This is a genomic window from Mycobacterium sp. G7A2 (assembly GCF_041902445.1).
Lineage (GTDB): Bacteria > Actinomycetota > Actinomycetes > Mycobacteriales > Mycobacteriaceae > Mycobacterium.
Genome location: NZ_CP169251.1, coordinates 3,885,289 through 3,903,379, shown reverse-complemented (window position 1 = coordinate 3,903,379; position 18,091 = coordinate 3,885,289). Strand labels below are relative to the sequence as shown.

The following is an 18,091-nucleotide window of genomic DNA, read 5'->3' as shown; positions in this document are numbered from 1 at the left end:
TCGGGCTCACACCCGATGACGGGCGCCGCCTGATAGCTCAGACACGCGGCCCCGGGACTTCGGTTCCGGGGCCGCGTTCTTGTTTGCGGCAACCTGGAGATCCCGGGCCTGGGCTCCTGCGCTTTGCCATCTGTACTGACATCGGGCGGCAAATCGTTCTCGCACGGCGACAGCGAGGTCCGATGCCCGGTGCGCGGCCGAGCGGCGGATGCGGCGAGGATTTGCCACGTATCCGCTATCCTACATCTGGCAAACCAGCTTTCATTATTGTCGATCGACATTTGGCTGTTCAGGGCGCAAACGTCTGCTTCCTCCGCAAACGCGGGTTACCCTTTTCACGTGAATGGGGCGCAGCGGCCGTCGTGGCGCACGTGACGGGCCTGCTGGACCGGCCTACCGTGCCGATGGCACGCGCTCGCCGTGTGGCGGTCCCTGCAGTGCCCGCTCCTTCCGGCACGCGCCGCCGCATGAGGTGGGAGCCGATCGTCGGCGCACTGGTCGACCTGACGTCGGCGTCCGCGGCCGTCGCGGTCGGCATGACGTGGGCCAACCACATGGGCTACGAGCTGCCCCCGGCGTGGATGGTGTGCTTCTTCGCGCCCACCGTCGTGGCGCTGTCGGCGATGGGCTCGCTGTACCGCCGTTCCTTGAAACGCAGTTTCCTCGACGAGCTGCCCATGCTCGAAGCGATCGCCGCACTGGCCGCGATGCTGATGCTCAGTGGACTGGTGTTCAGGTCGGGTGTGGAGGGTTCACTCGGCAGCGTCGGCAGCGCTGTGGCGCGGGTCTGGATGTGCGCGGCCGTGTTCGTGCCCGCAGGCCGGTTGCTGTGGATCGTGGCTCGGCGCCGAGGATTCCGCCGCGAGGCCCTCAAAGCGCCGATGTTGATCGTCGGCAACGGCCGGATCGCGGCGAAGGTGGTCGAGCGGATCAACGCCAACCCGGAGTACGGGTTGGTACCCATCGGGCTGGTCGACGACGACGTGCCGATGATGGGCGCACAGCGCAACGAACCTGCGTGTATCCCTTACCTCGGCACGTTGGCCGACCTCGACGACATCATCACGCGGACCGAGGCGCAGTGCATGATGGTCGCGTTCTCGCGGACCCGTGACGAGGTGATGAGCGACGCGGTCAGGGTCGCGCACCGCCATGGTCTGGCCGTGTGGGTGGTCCCTCGGATCTTCGACACCATCGGCGTGCGGGCACGCATCGACCACGTGGGCGGACTGCCACTGATCGCGGTGCCGCACACCGACCCCCGCGGGTGGCAGTTCGTCGCCAAACATGTCTCCGATCGGATCTTCGCCGCCGCTGGGCTGCTGGTGATCTCACCGGTGTTCCTGCTGTTGATGCTGTTGGTTCGCCTGAGCTCGCCGGGGCCGATTTTCTTCGGTCAGCCCAGGGTCGGCCGCGACGGCCGGGTCTTCGGCTGCCTGAAGTTCCGGTCGATGCGTCCGCCCCGCGACTCCGATGCGGTGTTCACACGCGACGGTGCATCGGCGCCGGGAGGCGTGGAGGGCGAGGACCGCCGCACGCCGATCGGCAAGATTCTGCGGGCCACCTCACTCGACGAGCTGCCGCAGTTGGTGAATGTCGTGCGAGGCGAGATGAGCCTGGTGGGCCCGCGACCCGAGCGGCCCGAATACGTCGACCTGTTCAACGTCCAGATCGCCCGGTACGGCGAACGGCACCGGGTGAAGGCCGGGATCACCGGCTGGGCGCAGGTGCACGGCCTGCGTGGGCAGACGTCGATCGCCGATCGCGCCGAGTGGGATAACTTCTACATCGAGAACTGGTCGCTGTGGCTCGACTGGAAGATTCTCGCGATGACCGTCGTCGCGGTACTGCGTCGCGCCGAGTGACCCCGACCGGCCGGTACGCTTTGGTACCGTCGAGCCATGGATCGCATCAGCGCTGTTGCCGACGACGCCCTGGGTGAGCTCGACGCCGTCGGGTTGGTGGAGGCGCTGCGCACCGGCGCGGTGTCGTCGACCGAGGTGATCGAGGCCGCCGTCGCGCGCACCGAAGCGGTGAACCCGGCGCTGAACGGACTGGCGTACGAGGCCTATGACCGGGCCCGGGCCCGTACCCGGCTGTCGCACCCATACGGCGGCTTCTTCGACGGGGTACCGACCTTCATCAAGGACAACGTCGCGGTCGCGGGGATGCCGACGATGGAGGGAACCGATGCGTGGGAGCCGCGAATCGCTTCGGAGGACGGTGATTTCGCGCGCGCGTACCTGGCGACCGGTCTGGTTCCACTGGGCAAGACGCTGCTCTCGGAGTTCGGTTTCAGCGCCTCGGCCGAGCATCCGCGGCTGGGCCCGGTGCGTAACCCCTGGCACACCGAGCACACCGCTGGTGCATCGTCGTCGGGCTCTGCGGCCTTCGTCGCGGCCGGGGTGGTGCCCATCGCCCACGCCAACGACGGCGGCGGATCGATCAGGATCCCCGCTGCCTGCAACGGGCTGGTCGGGCTGAAGCCGACCCGCGGCCGGCTGCCGCTGGACGCCAACATGCGTCAGATGCCGTTGCACATCGTGCACAACGGTGTGGTGACCCGCAGCGTGCGCGACACCGCGGCCTTCTACCGAGAGATGGAACGCGTCCAGCGCAACCCCAAACTTCCTGCCATCGGCGACGTGACCGGGCCGAGCGCCGACCGCCTGCGAATTGCGGTGTGCACGCGCTCCATTGCCCGCGAAGCCAGCCCCGAGGTCACCGAACTGACCCACAAGACCGCCGCTGTGCTCGAGCGACTCGGCCATCACGTGACGACCATCGAGAATCCGTTACCCGAGCGGTTCATGGATGACTTCCTGCTGTATTGGTCGTTCCTCGCGTTCGCGTTGGTGCGTGGCGGCCGCCGGACCTTCGGGCAGAGTTTCCAGCGCAGTCAACTGGACAATCTGACACTGGGCCTCGAACGCCACGCGGCGCGGCGGTTGCATCGGCTACCTGCGGCGCTTGCCCGCCTCGCCCGCATCCGACGTGTCACGTCACGTCTCACAGCAAGCTACGACATCGTCCTGACACCGACCTTGGCCGATGTCACGCCCCGCATCGGTCATCTCGATCCAACGGCGGACTTCCAGCAGATCATCGACAGACTCATCGACTGGGTCGCCTTCACCCCGCTGCAGAACGCGACGGGTGAACCGGCCATCTCGCTGCCAGTTGCGGAATCCGCGTCGGGTCTGCCCGTCGGCATGATGTTCTCTGCCGCGCATGGCGAAGATGCGCGCCTGCTTGAATTGGCCTTCGAGCTCGAACAAGCGCAGCCGTGGCCGGCGCTCTGGACCTGAGGTCCGCGAGCGGTCGACGAAATTCGTTGCTGCCCTGATACATCGCGTTAACGGGACCGCGGTCCTGTTAACCCCCTCGACACGTCGCACGGCCGTCGGTGAAACGTTGCCGTCTCACCATCGCTTCTTGTGGAGACCAGTCCGGTCGCAAACACGGCCCCGCACACACGATCGCCGCAGATCCCCACCGGCTCGCAGAACACGTTCGTCTGCCTGGTTCGGTTCGCTCTGGCCAACATTCGGCGCCGGCCGGAGCGCTTCGTGCTGTCAGTGGTGGGCATCGCGCTCGCGATCGCCTGTGTGACGGTCGTGCGGACGATCTCGGCAGGCTTCGCGATCACCGGTGCCGAATCGATCACCGATGTACTCGGCGGAGGTCAGCTGTGGGTGGTTCCGGCCGCCGGCACACACTTCGACCCGCAGGCGCAGGCCCTGATCGCCGCCGGCCCCGCCCCCGCGCTCACGGTGCCGGCAGGCTGGTCGGCCACCCGCACGCTGTCGGGCGTCGTCGAGGTCGACGGAGAGCCGGTGGCTGTTCAGGGCAGGGACGGGATCGCCGGTGGCGAAGCAATTCTGGGATCCGACCTGGCTGAACGGCTGGGGGTCGGGCGGGGTGACGACGTCACCGTGGGCACGCAGCCGTTGCGCGTCGTGGTGGCCGGGGACGGGCACTCGCTGACGGTGTCGACCGCGCTGGCCCGCTCACTGGTGGGAGACAACGGATGGTGGGTGGTGTCCGCTCCGCCGGGCCAGGAGAACCGACGCGACCTCGCCGCGACGTTCGGCGCTGCGGTGGGCCTGCCCTACAACGCGGATCCGGCCGTGCGACCCGATCCCGCAGGCGCCGGCATGATCTACGACACCGTGGGTGGGTCGGGGCCCTTGACCTTCGAGCAGAAGTTCTCGGCACTGTTCTCCGGCAAGGTCACCGGATCCACCCTCGGGTTGATCTCCATGATCGGACTGGTACTGGGGTTCGTGATCGCGGTCTCGTCGTTCCTGGCGGCGGTCACCGAGCGCAAGCGGGAGTTCGGCATCATGTCCAGCATCGGATTGGCCGACGAAGTGCTCTACTTCTTCCTCGTCGAATCGGCGATCGTGTTCCTGACGTCGTATGTCGTCGGCGTGATCGTGGCGGGTATCGCTGTCGCGCTGGTCATCCCCGGCATCGCCACGGTGACGGCGTGGCTGCAGGGAGCGGCGTTGACCGCCATGTTCCTGCCCGCGATGGCGATCGTCGGAGCGTTGGTGCCGGTACATCGTCTGCTGCAGCACCGGCCCGTCGCACTGTTGGGGGACCGCTAGTGATTCGCAAAGGCCTGTCCTACGGCTGGTTGTCCGCTCAGCGGCGGGCCAGGGAGATGATGCTGCCGGCGGTGACCACCGCGACCGGCGCGTTCCTGGTCGTGATCGTGTTCGGGATGGCCGACGGAATTCGCCACCAGTCAGCGGCGTTGGGGCATGCCGACGAGATCGGGCGTGCCGTGGTATTGATCGCGGTGACCGTGTTGCTCGTCGGTGTCGCCGAGGTGGCCGTTGCGACCACCCGGACGGTCGCCCACCGGACCCGGGAACTCGGCGTCCTGGCTGCCAACGGCGTACCGCGGGCTCCGGTGGTGGCTGCGCTGCTCGTCGAACCGGTGATCGCCGCCGCTGTCGGTGCCTTCGCCGGCGCGATCCTTGCGGTTCTGACCGGCGTGGGGCTCGGCGTTGCCGGCGTCGTGGCGACCGGCGTGTCCTACGGCGGCCTGGCGGTCGGTACCGCGATCGCGCTGGCGGTCAGCGTCGTGGCTGCGCTGGGCACCAGCGCCGTCCCGACGTGGAAGGCCGCCTCGCGCCCACCCATCCGTTCGCTGGCAGGAGGCTGACCTGTGACCACGCTCGACGAATCATCCGACACCACTGCCGAGGTCCCGGCTCGAGGGCAGACGCCGGTCATCGAGATCGCCGACGTCTGGAAGCTGCACAAGCTCGGCGACGAGGTGGTCAAGGCGCTCATGGCCGCCGAACTGACTGTCATGCCCGGAGAGTTCGTCTGCCTGATGGGTCCCAGCGGCAGCGGAAAGTCCACCCTGCTCAACATCATCGGGGGCCTCGACCGGCCGACCAAGGGCAGCGTCATGATCGCCGGCAAGGACACCGCCACGCTCACCGAGAGCCAGTACGCCGCGCTCCGCCACGACACCATCGGGTTCATCTTCCAGAGCTACAACCTGATCCCGTTCCTCTCGGCGGTGGAGAACGTCGAACTGCCGCTGATGTTCGAACCCTTCGACCGTCAAGCATTGCGGCAGCGAGCGATCGAGTTGCTAGAACTCGTAGGGCTCGGACACCGGATCAACCACCAGCCCACCAAGATGTCGGGCGGCGAACAGCAGCGCACCGCGATCGCGCGCTCGCTGATCAGCAACCCCACCTTGGTGCTGGCCGACGAACCGACAGCCAACCTCGACCACCGCACGGGGGAAACGGTGGTGCGCATGCTGCGCGACCTGTGCTCGACCATGGGCGTCACCGTGGTCGCGAGCACCCACGACCCCACGGTGGCCGACGAAGCGAGCCGTGTCGTCCGGATGAAAGACGGACAGATCGTCAACTGATCCACTCTGTTGGAAGGCGAACCGATGACACAAGAACTGAGCGCTTCACCGCCTGCGGGCTCGAGTCCCACTGGCGGCTCCGCCGAGCGTGACAAACTGATGACCACCGAGCTCGTCCCCGAACAGATCCTGCCGAAGGTGATGACCACGTTCGGGCTCACGGCGGCCTACGTCTTCATCATCTGCTGGATCACCGGCTCGTCGGTGCTGGCCGGCGGTGGCTGGACGGCAATCCCGATGTGGGTGCTGGGCATCCTGACATTCCTGGTTCCGGCGGGCATGGCGGTGGTCGAACTCGGCAACCTGTGGCCGGGCCAAGGTGGTGTGTACATCTGGGCCACCCGGACCATGGGGGAGACGTGGGGTTTCATCGGCGGATATCTGTCGTGGGTACCGGTGATCCTCAACGCCGCTTCGTCGCCCGCGATCGTGCTGCAATTGCTGCTGTTGGCTTTTCACACCGAACTCGGGCTGACGACGAGCATCATCCTGCAGCTGGTGATCCTGTGGACGGTGATCGGTCTGGCGCTGGCCAAGCTGTCGGCGAGCCAGAAGATCATGAACGTGGTCTTTGTCGTCTACGGTGCGTTGACCCTGACGATCTTCATCGCCGGCCTGCTCTTCGCGGTGAACAACGGTTCGGCTACGCCGTTCAGCTGGGCTGAGGCGACCATCCCGAATTTCGCCGTGGCGGGCTTCCTCTACGGCACGGTGCTGCTCTATCTGCTGGGCGTGGAAACCCCGTACAACATGGGCGCGGAGTTCCTGTCGGTACGGAAGAGCGGACCGAAGATGATTCTCTGGGGGTCCGCCGCCCTGGTCGCGATCTACCTGTTGACCACACTGGGCACCATCATGGCGCTGCCCGTCGGTGAGATCGATCCGGTCACCGGCATCATCGGCATGCTCGACGTCGCGGGGTTCCCGGGCCTGATGGAAATCTGCGCGGTCGTGCTGGCGTTCATCGTGATCGTCGCGTTGATGACCTATCAGGTGGCCTACTCGCGGCTGATCTTCGTCTCCGGTCTGGAACGCCATCTGCCGCGGATCTTCACCCACCTCAACCCGCGCACCCGGAATCCGGTGTCCGCCATCCTGATCCAGGGTGTGATCTCCTCACTGATCCTGGTCGGACTGTACTCGCAGAGCAGCATGGCCAACGTGACGGTCTACCTGCAGGGCGGGTTGTCCACGGTGTGGTTGATCTCGGGCTTCTTCTTCCTGTTCCCGGTGATCATCGCCCGCAGAAAGTACGCGGATCGCTATGCCAACGAGCAGTTCTGGCGGATTCCGGGCGGAATGGCCGGCGTCTGGACCGCCGTGGTGGTCGGGACGCTGGGCACCATCGGCGGCATCTACTACTCGTTCGTGACGCCCTGGATCGACGTCCCCTCGAGCACCTGGATGACGTGGGTCGGTCTGATCAGCCTCGGCATGTTCGCGCTCGGCCTCATCGTCTACATCTTCGGCCGGCGCTCTGCGCACAAGACCTCCCAGGAGGACGCCCTGGCTCACCTCGCGGTGTTCGACCTCGGTACCGATGATGCAAAGGATTCCGCTCGATGACGATGGACAGCACCGCACTGCGCTCCGACGCGGCCGCCGGCCACACCGGCTACCCCCTGGACCCGCTGAACGGGGCGGAGATCGAGTCGGCCGCCGCGATCGTCGCGGCCAGTGAGTACGCCACCGAGACGTTGCGGTTCGTCATGATCCAGCTCGCAGAGCCGGAGAAGAACGCCGCGCTGACGTTCGAGGGAATGGCCGACATTCCCCGACGGGCGTTTCTGACGATGTACGACTCAGCGGCGAAGATGGTCTACGAGGCAACCGTCGACCTCGCCGCCCGTGTCGTCGACTCGTGGACCCCTGTCCCCGGCCGGTTCCCGTCTTATCTTGTCGAGCACATGACCGGTGTCGAGGAGAAGGTGCGGGCCGATCCGCGCTGGCAGGAGGCGATGCGCAAACGGGGGGTCACCGACTTCGACCTCGCGATGATCGATCCCTGGCCGGCGGGTTACTACGGCGCCCAGGACCACTACGACAACTCTGCGCTGATCTGCCGGCCGCTGACCTTCATGCGGGCTGCGCCGTCCGAGCACGGCTACGCCCGGCCGGTCGAGGGCTTGATCGTGACGTTCGATCTGGACGCCATGAAGGTCATCGACATCGAGGACCACGGGGTGGTGCCGTTGCCGCCTACCGCGGGCAACTACACCGAGCAGTTCATGTTCGACCCCAACAACCGGCCGGCGTTCACCGCCTTCCGCGACGACGTCAAGCCGATCGAGATCACCCAGCCGGAGGGCCCCAGCTTCACGGTCAACGGGTGGCAGGTGCAGTGGCAGAAGTGGTCCATGCGGCTGGGTTTCAATCCGCGCGAGGGCATCACGCTCCACGAGGTCACCTACACCGACCGCGGCCAGACGCGACCCATCATGTATCGGGCGTCGCTGGCCGAGATGGTGGTGCCCTACGGGGACACCTCACCGACGCACTGGAACAAGAACGTCTTCGACATGGGCGAGGTCGGGATGGGATTCTCAGCCAACCCGCTGACCCTCGGATGCGACTGCCTCGGCGAGATCCACTACTTCGACGGTACGGTCAACGACTCCGCGGGCAACGCGGTCACGATCCCGAACGCGATCTGCATGCACGAAGAGGACTACGGAATCTCGTGGAAGCACACCGACTTCCGGACCGAGGAGGTCGAGGTACGTCGGTCGCGCCGCCTGGTCATCTCGATGATCTGCACTGTGGGCAACTACGAGTACGGCTTCTTCTGGTACTTCTACAACGACGCGTCGGTCGAGGTCGAAGTCAAGCTGTCCGGTGTGCTGACCACCGGCGCGGTGCCCGACGGTGAAACTCCGCGATGGGGAAAGATGGTCGCGCCCAACATCTACGGACCCAACCATCAGCACTTCTTCAACTTCCGCCTCGACATGAGCGTCGACGGCCCGGGCAACAGCGTCTACGAAGTGGACTCGATTCCCGAACCCGATCCGGCTCTCAATCCGCACCGCAACGCGTGGATCACCCAGGACACGCTGGTGGCCTCCGAAGCGCAGGGCGCGCGGGACTGGAACTGGCAGACCGGCCGGTACTGGAAGGTGGTCAACCCGGCGAAGCGCAACGAGCTCGGCCAACCCGTCGGGTACAAGCTGTTGCCCCGGGAGGTGGTGCCGGTGATGGTGCAGGAGGGCTCTTTCATCTACGACCGCGCCCGTTTCGTGCAGCACAATCTCTGGGTCACCAAGTACGACCAGAGCGAGCGATTCCCTGCGGGGGACTACATGTACCAGAGCGGCGAGGCCCAGGGGTTGCCGCAGTACATCGCCGACGACTCCGCGCTGGAGGACACCGACGTGGTGCTGTGGTACACCGTCGGCGCCCACCACGTGGTGCGGCCGGAGGACTGGCCGGTGATGCCGTGCGCCTACACCGGCTTCCACCTCAAGCCGGTCGGCTTCTTCGACGGCAATCCGGCATTGGACCTGCCGCCGTCGCCACCCAAGGCGTGCCACATGAACGCGGGCGGCTTGCCGGTGGCCGAGCGGGCCCGGGAGTCCTGACCGCCGCGCAGACCCGACCGCGGCGTGCCGCGCAGACTTGACCGCGGCGTGCCGCGCAGACTTGACCGCGGCGTGCCGCGCAGACTTGACCGCGGCGTGCCGCGCAGACCCGACCGCGGCGTGCCGCGCAGACCCGACCGCGGATTCTCGGCGGGGATGAGGCAGGATGTGGGTAGCCGTCCGCGGCACTGAAAAGGGGGCGGTGATCGCACGCGAGAACCGCAAAGGAGTCCGATGGCGGATCCCACCAGCCTCAACGGAGCCGGTGCGTCGGCGCTGATCCGACCCGCCTACCGTCGCGTGCTGCTCAAGCTGGGCGGTGAGATGTTCGGCGGCGGCGAAGTCGGCCTCGACCCCGACGTCGTCGCCCAGGTTGCTCGTCAGATCGCCGAGGTCGTCCGAAGCGGTGTCCAGGTCGCGGTGGTCATCGGCGGCGGGAACTTCTTCCGCGGCGCGCAGCTGCAGCAACGCGGCATGGAACGGACCCGCTCGGATTACATGGGCATGCTCGGCACCGTCATGAACAGCCTTGCGCTGCAGGATTTCCTCGAGAAGGAAGGCATCCAGACCCGGGTGCAGACCGCCATCACCATGGGGCAGGTCGCCGAACCGTACATCCCGCTGCGCGCGCAACGGCATCTCGAGAAAGGCCGGGTGGTCATCTTCGGGGCCGGGATGGGGCTGCCGTACTTCTCCACCGACACCACCGCGGCCCAGCGGGCCTTGGAGATCGGTGCCGACGTGGTCCTGATGGCCAAGGCGGTCGACGGAGTGTTCACCGCCGATCCGAAGGTGCATCCCGACGCCGAGTTGCTCACCGCCGTCAGTCACCGCGAGGTCATCGACCGCGGCCTCAAGGTCGCCGACGCCACGGCATTCAGCTTGTGTATGGACAACGGTATGCCGATCCTGGTGTTCAACCTGCTCACCGATGGCAATATCGCCCGTGCCGTCGCAGGTGAGAAGATCGGGACACTGGTCACCACTTGACAGGCGTGGCGGCGCGGTGAGCGACAGAGGAGGGCGAGGGCGCCCAGGTGAGTGACAGCGACGGGAGACGAGCACAGTGATCGACGAAACACTCTTCGACGCCGAGGAGAAGATGGAGAAGGCCGTGTCGGTGGCACGGGACGACCTGGCGTCGATCCGCACCGGCCGCGCCAACCCGGCGATGTTCAACCGCATCACGGTGGACTACTACGGCTCACCCACCCCGATCACGCAGCTCTCGAGTATCAACGTTCCCGAGGCCCGGCTGGTCGTCATCAAGCCCTACGAGGCCGGCCAGCTGCGCAATATCGAGGATTCGATCCGCAATTCCGACCTGGGCGTCAACCCGAGCAATGACGGCAACGTGATCAGAGTGGCGATTCCGCAGTTGACCGAGGAGCGTCGCCGCGACCTGGTCAAGCAGGCCAAAGCCAAGGGCGAGGACGCCAAGGTCTCGATCCGCAACATCCGGCGGAAGGCGATGGAGGAACTGGCGCGGATCAAGAAGGACGGTGACGCCGGCGAGGACGAGGTCACCCGGGCCGAGAAGGATCTGGACAAGACCACCCACCAGTACACCGCCCAGATCGACGACCTGGTCAAGCACAAAGAAGGCGAGTTGCTGGAGGTCTGAGAGTGACCGATCAGCAATCGACTCCAGTGGCAGAGCAGCCGAAGAACGAGCAGCAGACGAAGAAGTCGCGCGCTGGGCGCGACCTGCCCGCGGCGATCGCCGTCGGCGTCGTGCTGGGGGCGATGGCGATCGGCATCCTGCTGTTCGCGCCGATCTGGTGGCTGGCCCTGGTGGCCGTGGCCATCGCCATCGCGACCCATGAGGTCATCCGGCGGATGCGCGAACACGGGTACGCGCTTCCGGTCGTGCCTCTGCTGGTCGGCGGTCAGGCGATGATCTGGTTGACCTGGCCGTACGGCGCGGCGGGGCTCCTGGGCGCCTACGGCGGCACCGTGATCGTGTGCATGGTGTGGCGCCTGCTGGGCCAGGGGCTCGGCCAACCGCCGGTCAACTATCTCCGTGACATCGCTGCCGCGGTGCTGCTCGCCACGTGGGTGCCGATGTTCGCCGCGTTCTCGGCGCTGTTGATCTTCGCCGACGACGGCGGGGTCCGGGTCTTCACCGTCATCGTCACCGTGGTGTTCGCCGACATCGGTGGCTACGTCGCCGGGGTGCTGTTCGGCCGACATCTGATGGTCCCGGCGATCAGCCCGAAGAAGTCGTGGGAGGGGTTGGGCGGCTCGCTGCTGTTCGGTATCGGCGCTGCGGTGGTGACCGTCACGTTCCTGCTCGACAAGCCCGCCTGGGTCGGTGTTCCGCTCGGATTGATGCTGGTGATCACCGGAGTTCTCGGCGATCTGGTCGAGTCGCAGGTCAAGCGTGACCTGGGGATCAAGGACATGGGGACGCTGCTGCCGGGCCACGGCGGGCTCATGGACCGCATCGATGCGATGCTGCCCTCGGCCGTCGCCGGCTGGGCCGTGCTGACCCTGCTGGCCTGACCCGGCGCAGCGGACCGCCCGCCACCGCGGGAGTGCGATACTGGACCACGTCATGTCGAAATCCCTGCCGCTCGTCTTCGACGCTCCCCGCCGCGCGATGCCGCCGCGGCACTTCGCCGACCTCGACGACGATGCCCGGGCCGCGGCGGTCGCCGACCTGGGTCTGCCGGCGTTTCGTGGAAAACAGCTGGCCAACCAGTACTTCAACCGGCTCATCGCCGATCCCGCAGAGATGACGGATCTGCCTGCCGGAGTTCGCGACCAGCTGGGCGCGGCACTGTTCCCGCCGCTGCTCGAGCCACTGCGGGAGATCGAATGCGACGCTGGGGAGACCCGCAAGGTTCTGTGGCGCGCCGTCGACGCCACGACGTTCGAGTCGGTGCTGATGCGATACCCGGACCGCAACACGGTGTGTATCTCGTCGCAGGCGGGCTGCGGAATGGCCTGTCCGTTCTGCGCGACCGGGCAGGGTGGACTCAAGCGCAATCTGTCGACGGCCGAGATCCTCGAGCAGGTCCGCGCCGCCGGCGCCGAGCTGCGCCACCGCGACGCGCGCCTGTCGAACATCGTGTTCATGGGCATGGGGGAGCCGCTGGCCAACTACAGCCGGGTGCTGGCCGCGGTGCGGCGCATCATCGCGGCGCCGCCCGGCGGTTTCGGGATCTCCGCGCGGTCGGTGACGGTGTCCACGGTCGGGCTGGCACCGGCGATCCGCAAGCTCGCCGATGAGCGGCTCAACGTCACGCTGGCGTTGTCGCTGCATGCGCCTGACGACGAACTCCGCGACACGTTGGTGCCGGTCAACAACCGGTGGAAGGTCAGCGAGGTTCTCGACGCCGCGCGCTACTACGCCGACGTCACAGGTCGCCGGGTGTCCATCGAGTACGCGTTGATCCGCGACGTCAACGACCAGCCGTGGCGGGCCGACCTGCTGGGCAAGCGTCTGCACGGCGCGCTGGGGGCGCTCGCTCACGTCAATCTGATCCCGCTCAACCCCACCCCGGGCAGCGAATGGGACGCCAGTCCCAAACCCGTCGAACGCGAATTCGTCCGGCGGGTCCGCGAGCGGGGGGTGTCATGCACCGTGCGCGACACCCGCGGTCGCGAGATCGCGGCCGCGTGCGGGCAGCTCGCCGCTCAGGGCTAGCGTCGCACCGTCAGGCGTTCCGGCGTCGTGATGGACGCGTCAGCTCAACGGATAGTCCACCACGGTGGCCACCGGCCCCTGTGCCGCGAGGCCGGATGCCGCTTCGATCCACTGGCCGGTGACGATCATCGTCAGGTTGGGCAGATTCACCACGTAGTCGCCGTAGGTGCGTAGGTAGGGATCGCCGACGTAGATGGCGCCACCGTAGTCGGGAAGCAGATTCTGCACGACCGTGCTCGATTCCGAGTCTTTGACCTGGACCGAACTGTTGTACAGCACGGAGGCCTCGATCTCGAGCTGCAGTCCGACGAACACGCCCGCCTTCTCCTTGAGCTTGATTCCCCCGCCGGCTGCCCAGCTCGCCGATTCCGTCTTGGTGGTGGTGATGGTGTAGTAGTACGAGTTCGTCTGCGAGCCCCGATTGACTTGCTGCTGAACGGGTCCGGATGTCGGCGCGTTGTAGTACGTGTCGCCGGTGACGTTGACCCCGCATCCGCCGGGCATCGCATCGCCGTACGCCGGAGTGCACGCCACGTCGACCGCCGCGGACGCAAGATTCGGGTTGTTGGTGACGTCCATCCGCCCGGGCGTCGAGTACGGGTAGATCAGGTACATGATCCCGGTGTCCCGGTCTGCGTCGTCACCGATGCATCCCGCGGTCTGGCAGGTGACCAGAGGTGCGCTGCCTCCGTTGAAGACCTTGAGCTCCGCCTTGATGTCGATTCCCGTCGAGTTCGTCCACGTCACGTACGCTTCTTGGTCGACGAAGACGTTGTAGTCGACCTCGATGTCGATCCGCTCGAAGGGTTGCAGAACGAAGCCCCTGGTCGGGGAGTCGTCCTGTTCGTATTCGCCCGTGATGCTGCTCAGTGTCTGCGCGTACGGCGAGAGGTTGATGATCTGGATCGTCTGGGAGCTGATGGCTCGGCCGGCGAAGACGATATTCGGCAGAACTCGGAAGGCCTGCAGCTGATCCCGAACGTAGCCTCCGATGATGCCGAACAGCGACCTCGGTGTGGCAGCGGGCGCCGGGAGGGGCGCCGCGATGTCGGGCGTTGTCACAAAGCCCGCTCCGGCCGTCTCCGGAGGCGTCGGTGTCGAATTCGAGTCGGGATACGGGTGCGGACCCGTCCCGATCTCCCAGTCCACGGTGGTGTAGGTGACCGCGACCGGGTTTCCGTTCTCGTCGACGACGCCCGACGGGGCCAGACTGACGTACTCGACGTCGGGAATCGTGATCGTGACACCCGAATTGGTCAGCGTCATGTCGACATAGTCGTGGTACTCCGGGTACTGCACGTAGATCTGTCCGTAGCTTCCCGGCGGCACATCCAGGTCCACCTGGGATTCGGTGGTGAAGCCGTCACTCCAGCTGTGGCCGTACTTCTGTTGCACCAACGCGCCGATTTCCGTCTGGAAATCCAACGGGCCGAGCGAGAAGTTCAATGAGGTGCCGGCGACGATCTTGAGGTTCTCCTCGACACCGCTGGTCTTGGTGACCTCGTGGACGACCTTGTACCTGTTGGTGGAGATCACCGTTCCGTCGTTGAACAGGCTGTTGCCGACCTGCTTGGGTGCGCTGAGCCGCACCTGCTCGTCGACGACGTCCTGAGTGCAGGTGCCTGACACCTTGCACAGCGCCGCGGCGACGAGTGCTTGGCCGACAGGGTCGGTGCTGTCGATGGTGACCACTGTGCCGGCCTCCGGCAGGAGCACCAACGTTTCGCGCAATGAGATGAGCGAGGGACCAGTGATGGATTCCGGGGTCTCGAAGATGACGGTCTGGATGAAGCCGTTCGTCGTCGTCGCGACAGCGCCGCCCGCCTCGACGTCGACGCTGACGGTCGTGGCACCGTCCGACCACGTCATCGTGCCCGCGTAGGTCCAGTCGTCGTCGTGGTAGCTGTTGCCCTGATAAAACGCCAGCTCGACCTGGCGGGCGTGGTCGAGGACGAACCCTTGCTGTGGGCCATAGGTCAGCGGAAGCTTGGTGTCGAGGTCGGACAGCGTCACTGCCCTGCCGGTCAGGTTGAGCACGGTGACTTCGTTGCGGACCCAGGGGAGATAGATCTCACCGGTCGGGTTGCAGACATCGTCCCGGCACGCGCCAGGGGGGACGGGGTCGGCGCGGGTCCCGAGGATGAGGCCGCCGAGCTCGGTCAGAAGGGTCCCGATGGGTTTCAGAAGGGTGCTGACGGCCAGCGCGAAGCGATCGACCCGCTGGTTCGCCGACGTAACTGGCAGGGGGGCGCCGGTGACGGAGACCGGTGTGCTGATCTGCGCAGGTGCAGTGGTCATTTCGTTGCCCGGCACGGTCGGCGAAATCCCTTGCGCCGACATGCCCGCCGCGACCGCGGGCGTCGCCGCCGCAGCCAGGGTCTCGCTGTCCCGGAGTGTGCCCCGCGCGGTGCTCGGTGAAGGGTCTGGTGTGTCGTCCGCACCGTCGGAATTCGTAGGAGGCGGGGCGTCACGGCTCTGTACGGGGCCGGCGGCGCTCTCGTCGGTGGCTTGCTCGTTGCCGCTGCGATGCGGCGAATCAGCGACGTTCTCTTCACCTTCGGAGTGATCGGCGGAAGCGTTGGCGGGGTTGGTGTCACGCGGTGTGGCCGCCTCATCCGCACTCTCTGAGTCCGTATCGTTGTCCTCGTTGTCCTCGTTGTCCTCGTTGTCCTCGTTGTCCTCGTTGTCCTCGTTGTCCTCGTTGTCCTCGTTGTCCGGATCCGACGCCGACTCGTTGCCGTGCTGTGGAGCCGGGTCTCTCTCCGATTGGGATGACGTGTCGTCGTCGGTCGGTGAGATCGAACGGTCGGTATCGCCGCCGCCCGACGCGTCGCCCTGCCTGCTCGTCGACGTGTCCTTCGAGCTCGAGTCGGACGTCGACCGCGAACCGGCGCCGTCCTCGGCGTGAGCGGCGCCGGCTCCGGCCACCAGCGCCGCGCTCATCCCCAATGTGATCGCACCTGCGCCCAGCCAGGTGTACGGGGCGATGCGGGACCGTGCCCCCTTCTTGGCCGCAGTGCGCTTCTGGCTTCGAGCCGACATCGGGGACCTCTCCTCGTGAGGCACATCAGCAAAGCTGTGTGACGCCGCTGGGGCAGCTTTTTCTACCACAGCACGCCGTCGGGCGATAGTCGGGCACCAATCCGCGCGACAGTGCGATGGTGCCTCTTTCTCCCTTGTGCGGCAGTGATTTAAGACGACACCAAAGTCGGCCTGCGGTGAGGTGGCGCCCATTGGTGATGGTGCGACTTCGCCGTCCTCAGGCCGACGCCTTGCGGTAACCTGAGCAAATATTGACGTTCATCTGGAGTTTGGGTTTCGTGACGTCGTGAGTAGCGGTGCGAAAGCAGAGCGCTGACTCGGGGCTCAGCTGATCACCTGACGCGTGGACGCTGGCCGACCACGTTCTTCACTCGGGCATGCCGATGGTCTTGGTTTCGAGGTATTCCTTGTAGCCTTCGTCGCCGTTGCGGTAGCCCAGCCCGCTTTGTTTGGTGCCGCCGAACGGGCTGCCGATGCCGAAGTGGCTCTTGCCGTTGATGGTGACGTTGCCGGTGCGCATGCGGCACGCGATCGCGAATGCGCGGTCGACGTTGGCGCTGCTGACCTCGCCGGACAGCCCGTAGATGGTGTTGTTGGCGATCGCCACGGCGTCGTCGTCGGTGTCATAACCGGTGACGGTGAGTACCGGGCCGAAGATCTCTTCCTGGGCGATCTGGGAGTCGGGGTCGACATCGGCGAGCAGGGTGGGCTGGGTGTAGTAGCCCACGGGCAGGTCGGGCGGGATGCCGCCGCCGGTGATCAGGCGCGCACCGGCGTCGAGGCCGCTGCGGATCAGCCCGAGCACTTTCTGGCGCTGGGTTTCGCTGATCTGGGGGCCTTGCATGGTGCCCGGCGTCCACGGGTCGCCGACCGGGAAGTTCTCCATCGTGGTCTTGAGGATCTCGATGCCTTCGTCGTAGCGGCTGCGCGGCAGCAGGATTCGGCTGGGCAGGATGCAGCTCTGGCCTGACATGACGCACGCCATCATCGCCGCCATCGGCAGCGCGGCGTTGAAGTCGGCGTCGTCGAGCACGATGTGGGCGCTCTTGCCGCCGAGTTCGAGCAGCGTCTTCTTCACCGTCGCAGCCCCGGCTGCCAGGATCGCGCGCCCGGTGGCGGTCGAGCCGGTGAAGGTGATCATGTCCACGCGCGGGTCGGCCGACAGCGCCGCGCCGACGTCGTTGGCGTTGGAGGTGACGACGTTGAACACTCCGGCGGGGATGTCGGTCTCGTCGGCGACGATGCGCCCGTATTCGCTGCCCGACCACGGGGTCAGCTGGGCGGGTTTGAGGACCACGGTGTTGCCGGCCATCAGCGCGGGCACGGTCTCGGCGATGTTGAGGTAGAGCGGCACGTTCCACGGGGTGATCGCACCGACCACTCCGACGGGTTCGTAGTGGATCTTGCGCCGGGCCGGTCCGAGCGGGGTGTCGTGGACGCCGTTGTCGATGAGATAGTCGAAGTTCTTGCCGTGCTCGGCCCAGTGGGTGACTTCGGCGATCGGGCTCTCGATCTGGCTGCCGGTGACCGCGACCGGGCAGCCGACCTCGGTGATCAGGATGCGGCGCAGCCGCTCTTTGTTGCGTTCCAGTGCCTGCGCCAGCTGCGTCAGGCAGTGGTAGCGAAAGTCCAGGTCACGCGACCAGTCGGTGGTGTCGAACGCGCGTCGGGCCGCGCCGATCGCGCGTGCCATGTCCTCGATGGTGCCGTCGCTGGCCTGCCCGGCGACCTGCTCACTGGCCGGATGGAGGACATCGAAAGTGGCTCCGCCGGAGGTCAATTGCAGTTCACCGTCGATGAGCATGCGCTGTTCGCCGGCCAGCACACCGGTCTCGGTCTCAGCTGTCGTCATGACAGCTAGCTTTACAAGAAATCGCTCGAGTGTCACGCGTTCGTGACGATCGGGCGGGC

13 protein-coding genes are annotated in these 18,091 nt (G+C 66.4%); 11 read left to right on the top strand and 2 right to left on the bottom strand.

Annotation, left to right across the window (positions count from 1 at the left end; translation table 11 throughout):
- Positions 1–467: 467 nt before the first annotated feature.
- The 11 genes from ACEWX3_RS18565 to rlmN all read left to right on the top strand — a co-directional run bounded on the left by ACEWX3_RS18565 (position 468) and on the right by rlmN (position 13,138).
- Positions 468–1,865, top strand: a complete 1,398-nt coding sequence (locus ACEWX3_RS18565) for a sugar transferase (RefSeq protein WP_374157288.1) — start codon at positions 468–470, stop codon at positions 1,863–1,865.
- Positions 1,866–1,901: 36 nt separating this feature from the next.
- The gene (locus ACEWX3_RS18560) at positions 1,902–3,308 is read left to right on the top strand and encodes an amidase (RefSeq protein WP_374157287.1); all 1,407 of its coding nucleotides are present in this window, start codon (positions 1,902–1,904) and stop codon (positions 3,306–3,308) included.
- Between the two features lie 129 nt (positions 3,309–3,437).
- Complete coding sequence (locus tag ACEWX3_RS18555) at positions 3,438–4,613, top strand: ABC transporter permease (protein WP_374157286.1); 1,176 nt, start codon at positions 3,438–3,440, stop codon at positions 4,611–4,613.
- On the top strand, positions 4,613–5,176 hold the full coding sequence (locus ACEWX3_RS18550; protein WP_374157285.1) for an ABC transporter permease: 564 nt from the start codon (positions 4,613–4,615) through the stop codon (positions 5,174–5,176). Before ACEWX3_RS18555 ends, ACEWX3_RS18550 begins: the two co-directional genes overlap by 1 nt.
- 3 nt (positions 5,177–5,179) lie before the next feature.
- Positions 5,180–5,908, top strand: a complete 729-nt coding sequence (locus ACEWX3_RS18545) for an ABC transporter ATP-binding protein (RefSeq protein WP_374157284.1) — start codon at positions 5,180–5,182, stop codon at positions 5,906–5,908.
- A gap of 24 nt (positions 5,909–5,932) precedes the next feature.
- Positions 5,933–7,474, top strand: a complete 1,542-nt coding sequence (locus ACEWX3_RS18540) for an APC family permease (protein ID WP_207067522.1) — start codon at positions 5,933–5,935, stop codon at positions 7,472–7,474.
- The gene (locus tag ACEWX3_RS18535) at positions 7,471–9,486 is read left to right on the top strand and encodes a primary-amine oxidase (RefSeq protein ID WP_374157283.1); all 2,016 of its coding nucleotides are present in this window, start codon (positions 7,471–7,473) and stop codon (positions 9,484–9,486) included. The genes ACEWX3_RS18540 and ACEWX3_RS18535 overlap by 4 nt, the downstream gene beginning before the upstream one ends.
- A gap of 234 nt (positions 9,487–9,720) precedes the next feature.
- Positions 9,721–10,476, top strand: a complete 756-nt coding sequence (gene pyrH, locus ACEWX3_RS18530; protein WP_221360774.1) for a UMP kinase — start codon at positions 9,721–9,723, stop codon at positions 10,474–10,476.
- 76 nt (positions 10,477–10,552) lie between these two features.
- Positions 10,553–11,110: a ribosome recycling factor gene (gene frr, locus ACEWX3_RS18525; RefSeq protein WP_163674123.1), complete on the top strand. Its 558-nt coding sequence runs from the start codon at positions 10,553–10,555 to the stop codon at positions 11,108–11,110.
- A 2-nt stretch (positions 11,111–11,112) separates the two neighbouring features.
- Positions 11,113–11,991, top strand: a complete 879-nt coding sequence (locus ACEWX3_RS18520; RefSeq protein ID WP_374157282.1) for a phosphatidate cytidylyltransferase — start codon at positions 11,113–11,115, stop codon at positions 11,989–11,991.
- A gap of 52 nt (positions 11,992–12,043) precedes the next feature.
- Positions 12,044–13,138 carry a 23S rRNA (adenine(2503)-C(2))-methyltransferase RlmN gene (rlmN, locus tag ACEWX3_RS18515; protein ID WP_221360772.1) on the top strand — a complete coding sequence of 365 codons (1,095 nt, stop codon included), beginning with the start codon at positions 12,044–12,046 and terminating at the stop codon, positions 13,136–13,138.
- A 39-nt stretch (positions 13,139–13,177) separates the two neighbouring features.
- On the opposite strand, the gene ACEWX3_RS18510 is transcribed toward rlmN, so the two are convergent.
- Together ACEWX3_RS18510 and ACEWX3_RS18505 are read right to left on the bottom strand one after the other, a co-directional pair.
- On the bottom strand, positions 13,178–16,372 hold the full coding sequence (locus tag ACEWX3_RS18510) for a hypothetical protein (protein WP_374157281.1): 3,195 nt from the start codon (positions 16,370–16,372) through the stop codon (positions 13,178–13,180).
- A gap of 175 nt (positions 16,373–16,547) precedes the next feature.
- Positions 16,548–18,032: an aldehyde dehydrogenase family protein gene (locus ACEWX3_RS18505; RefSeq protein WP_374157280.1), complete on the bottom strand. Its 1,485-nt coding sequence runs from the start codon at positions 18,030–18,032 to the stop codon at positions 16,548–16,550.
- Between the last annotated feature and the right edge of the window lie 59 nt (positions 18,033–18,091).

Coding starts and splice junctions, on each gene's coding strand:
- ACEWX3_RS18535 (WP_374157283.1), top strand. CDS start 7,471: ATGACGATGGACAGCACCGCACTGCGCTCCGACGCGGCCGCCGGCCAC.
- ACEWX3_RS18510 (WP_374157281.1), bottom strand. CDS start 16,372: ATGGGCGCCACCTCACCGCAGGCCGACTTTGGTGTCGTCTTAAATCAC.
- ACEWX3_RS18565 (WP_374157288.1), top strand. CDS start 468: ATGAGGTGGGAGCCGATCGTCGGCGCACTGGTCGACCTGACGTCGGCG.
- pyrH (WP_221360774.1), top strand. CDS start 9,721: ATGGCGGATCCCACCAGCCTCAACGGAGCCGGTGCGTCGGCGCTGATC.
- rlmN (WP_221360772.1), top strand. CDS start 12,044: ATGTCGAAATCCCTGCCGCTCGTCTTCGACGCTCCCCGCCGCGCGATG.
- ACEWX3_RS18540 (WP_207067522.1), top strand. CDS start 5,933: ATGACACAAGAACTGAGCGCTTCACCGCCTGCGGGCTCGAGTCCCACT.
- ACEWX3_RS18560 (WP_374157287.1), top strand. CDS start 1,902: ATGGATCGCATCAGCGCTGTTGCCGACGACGCCCTGGGTGAGCTCGAC.
- ACEWX3_RS18505 (WP_374157280.1), bottom strand. CDS start 18,032: ATGACGACAGCTGAGACCGAGACCGGTGTGCTGGCCGGCGAACAGCGC.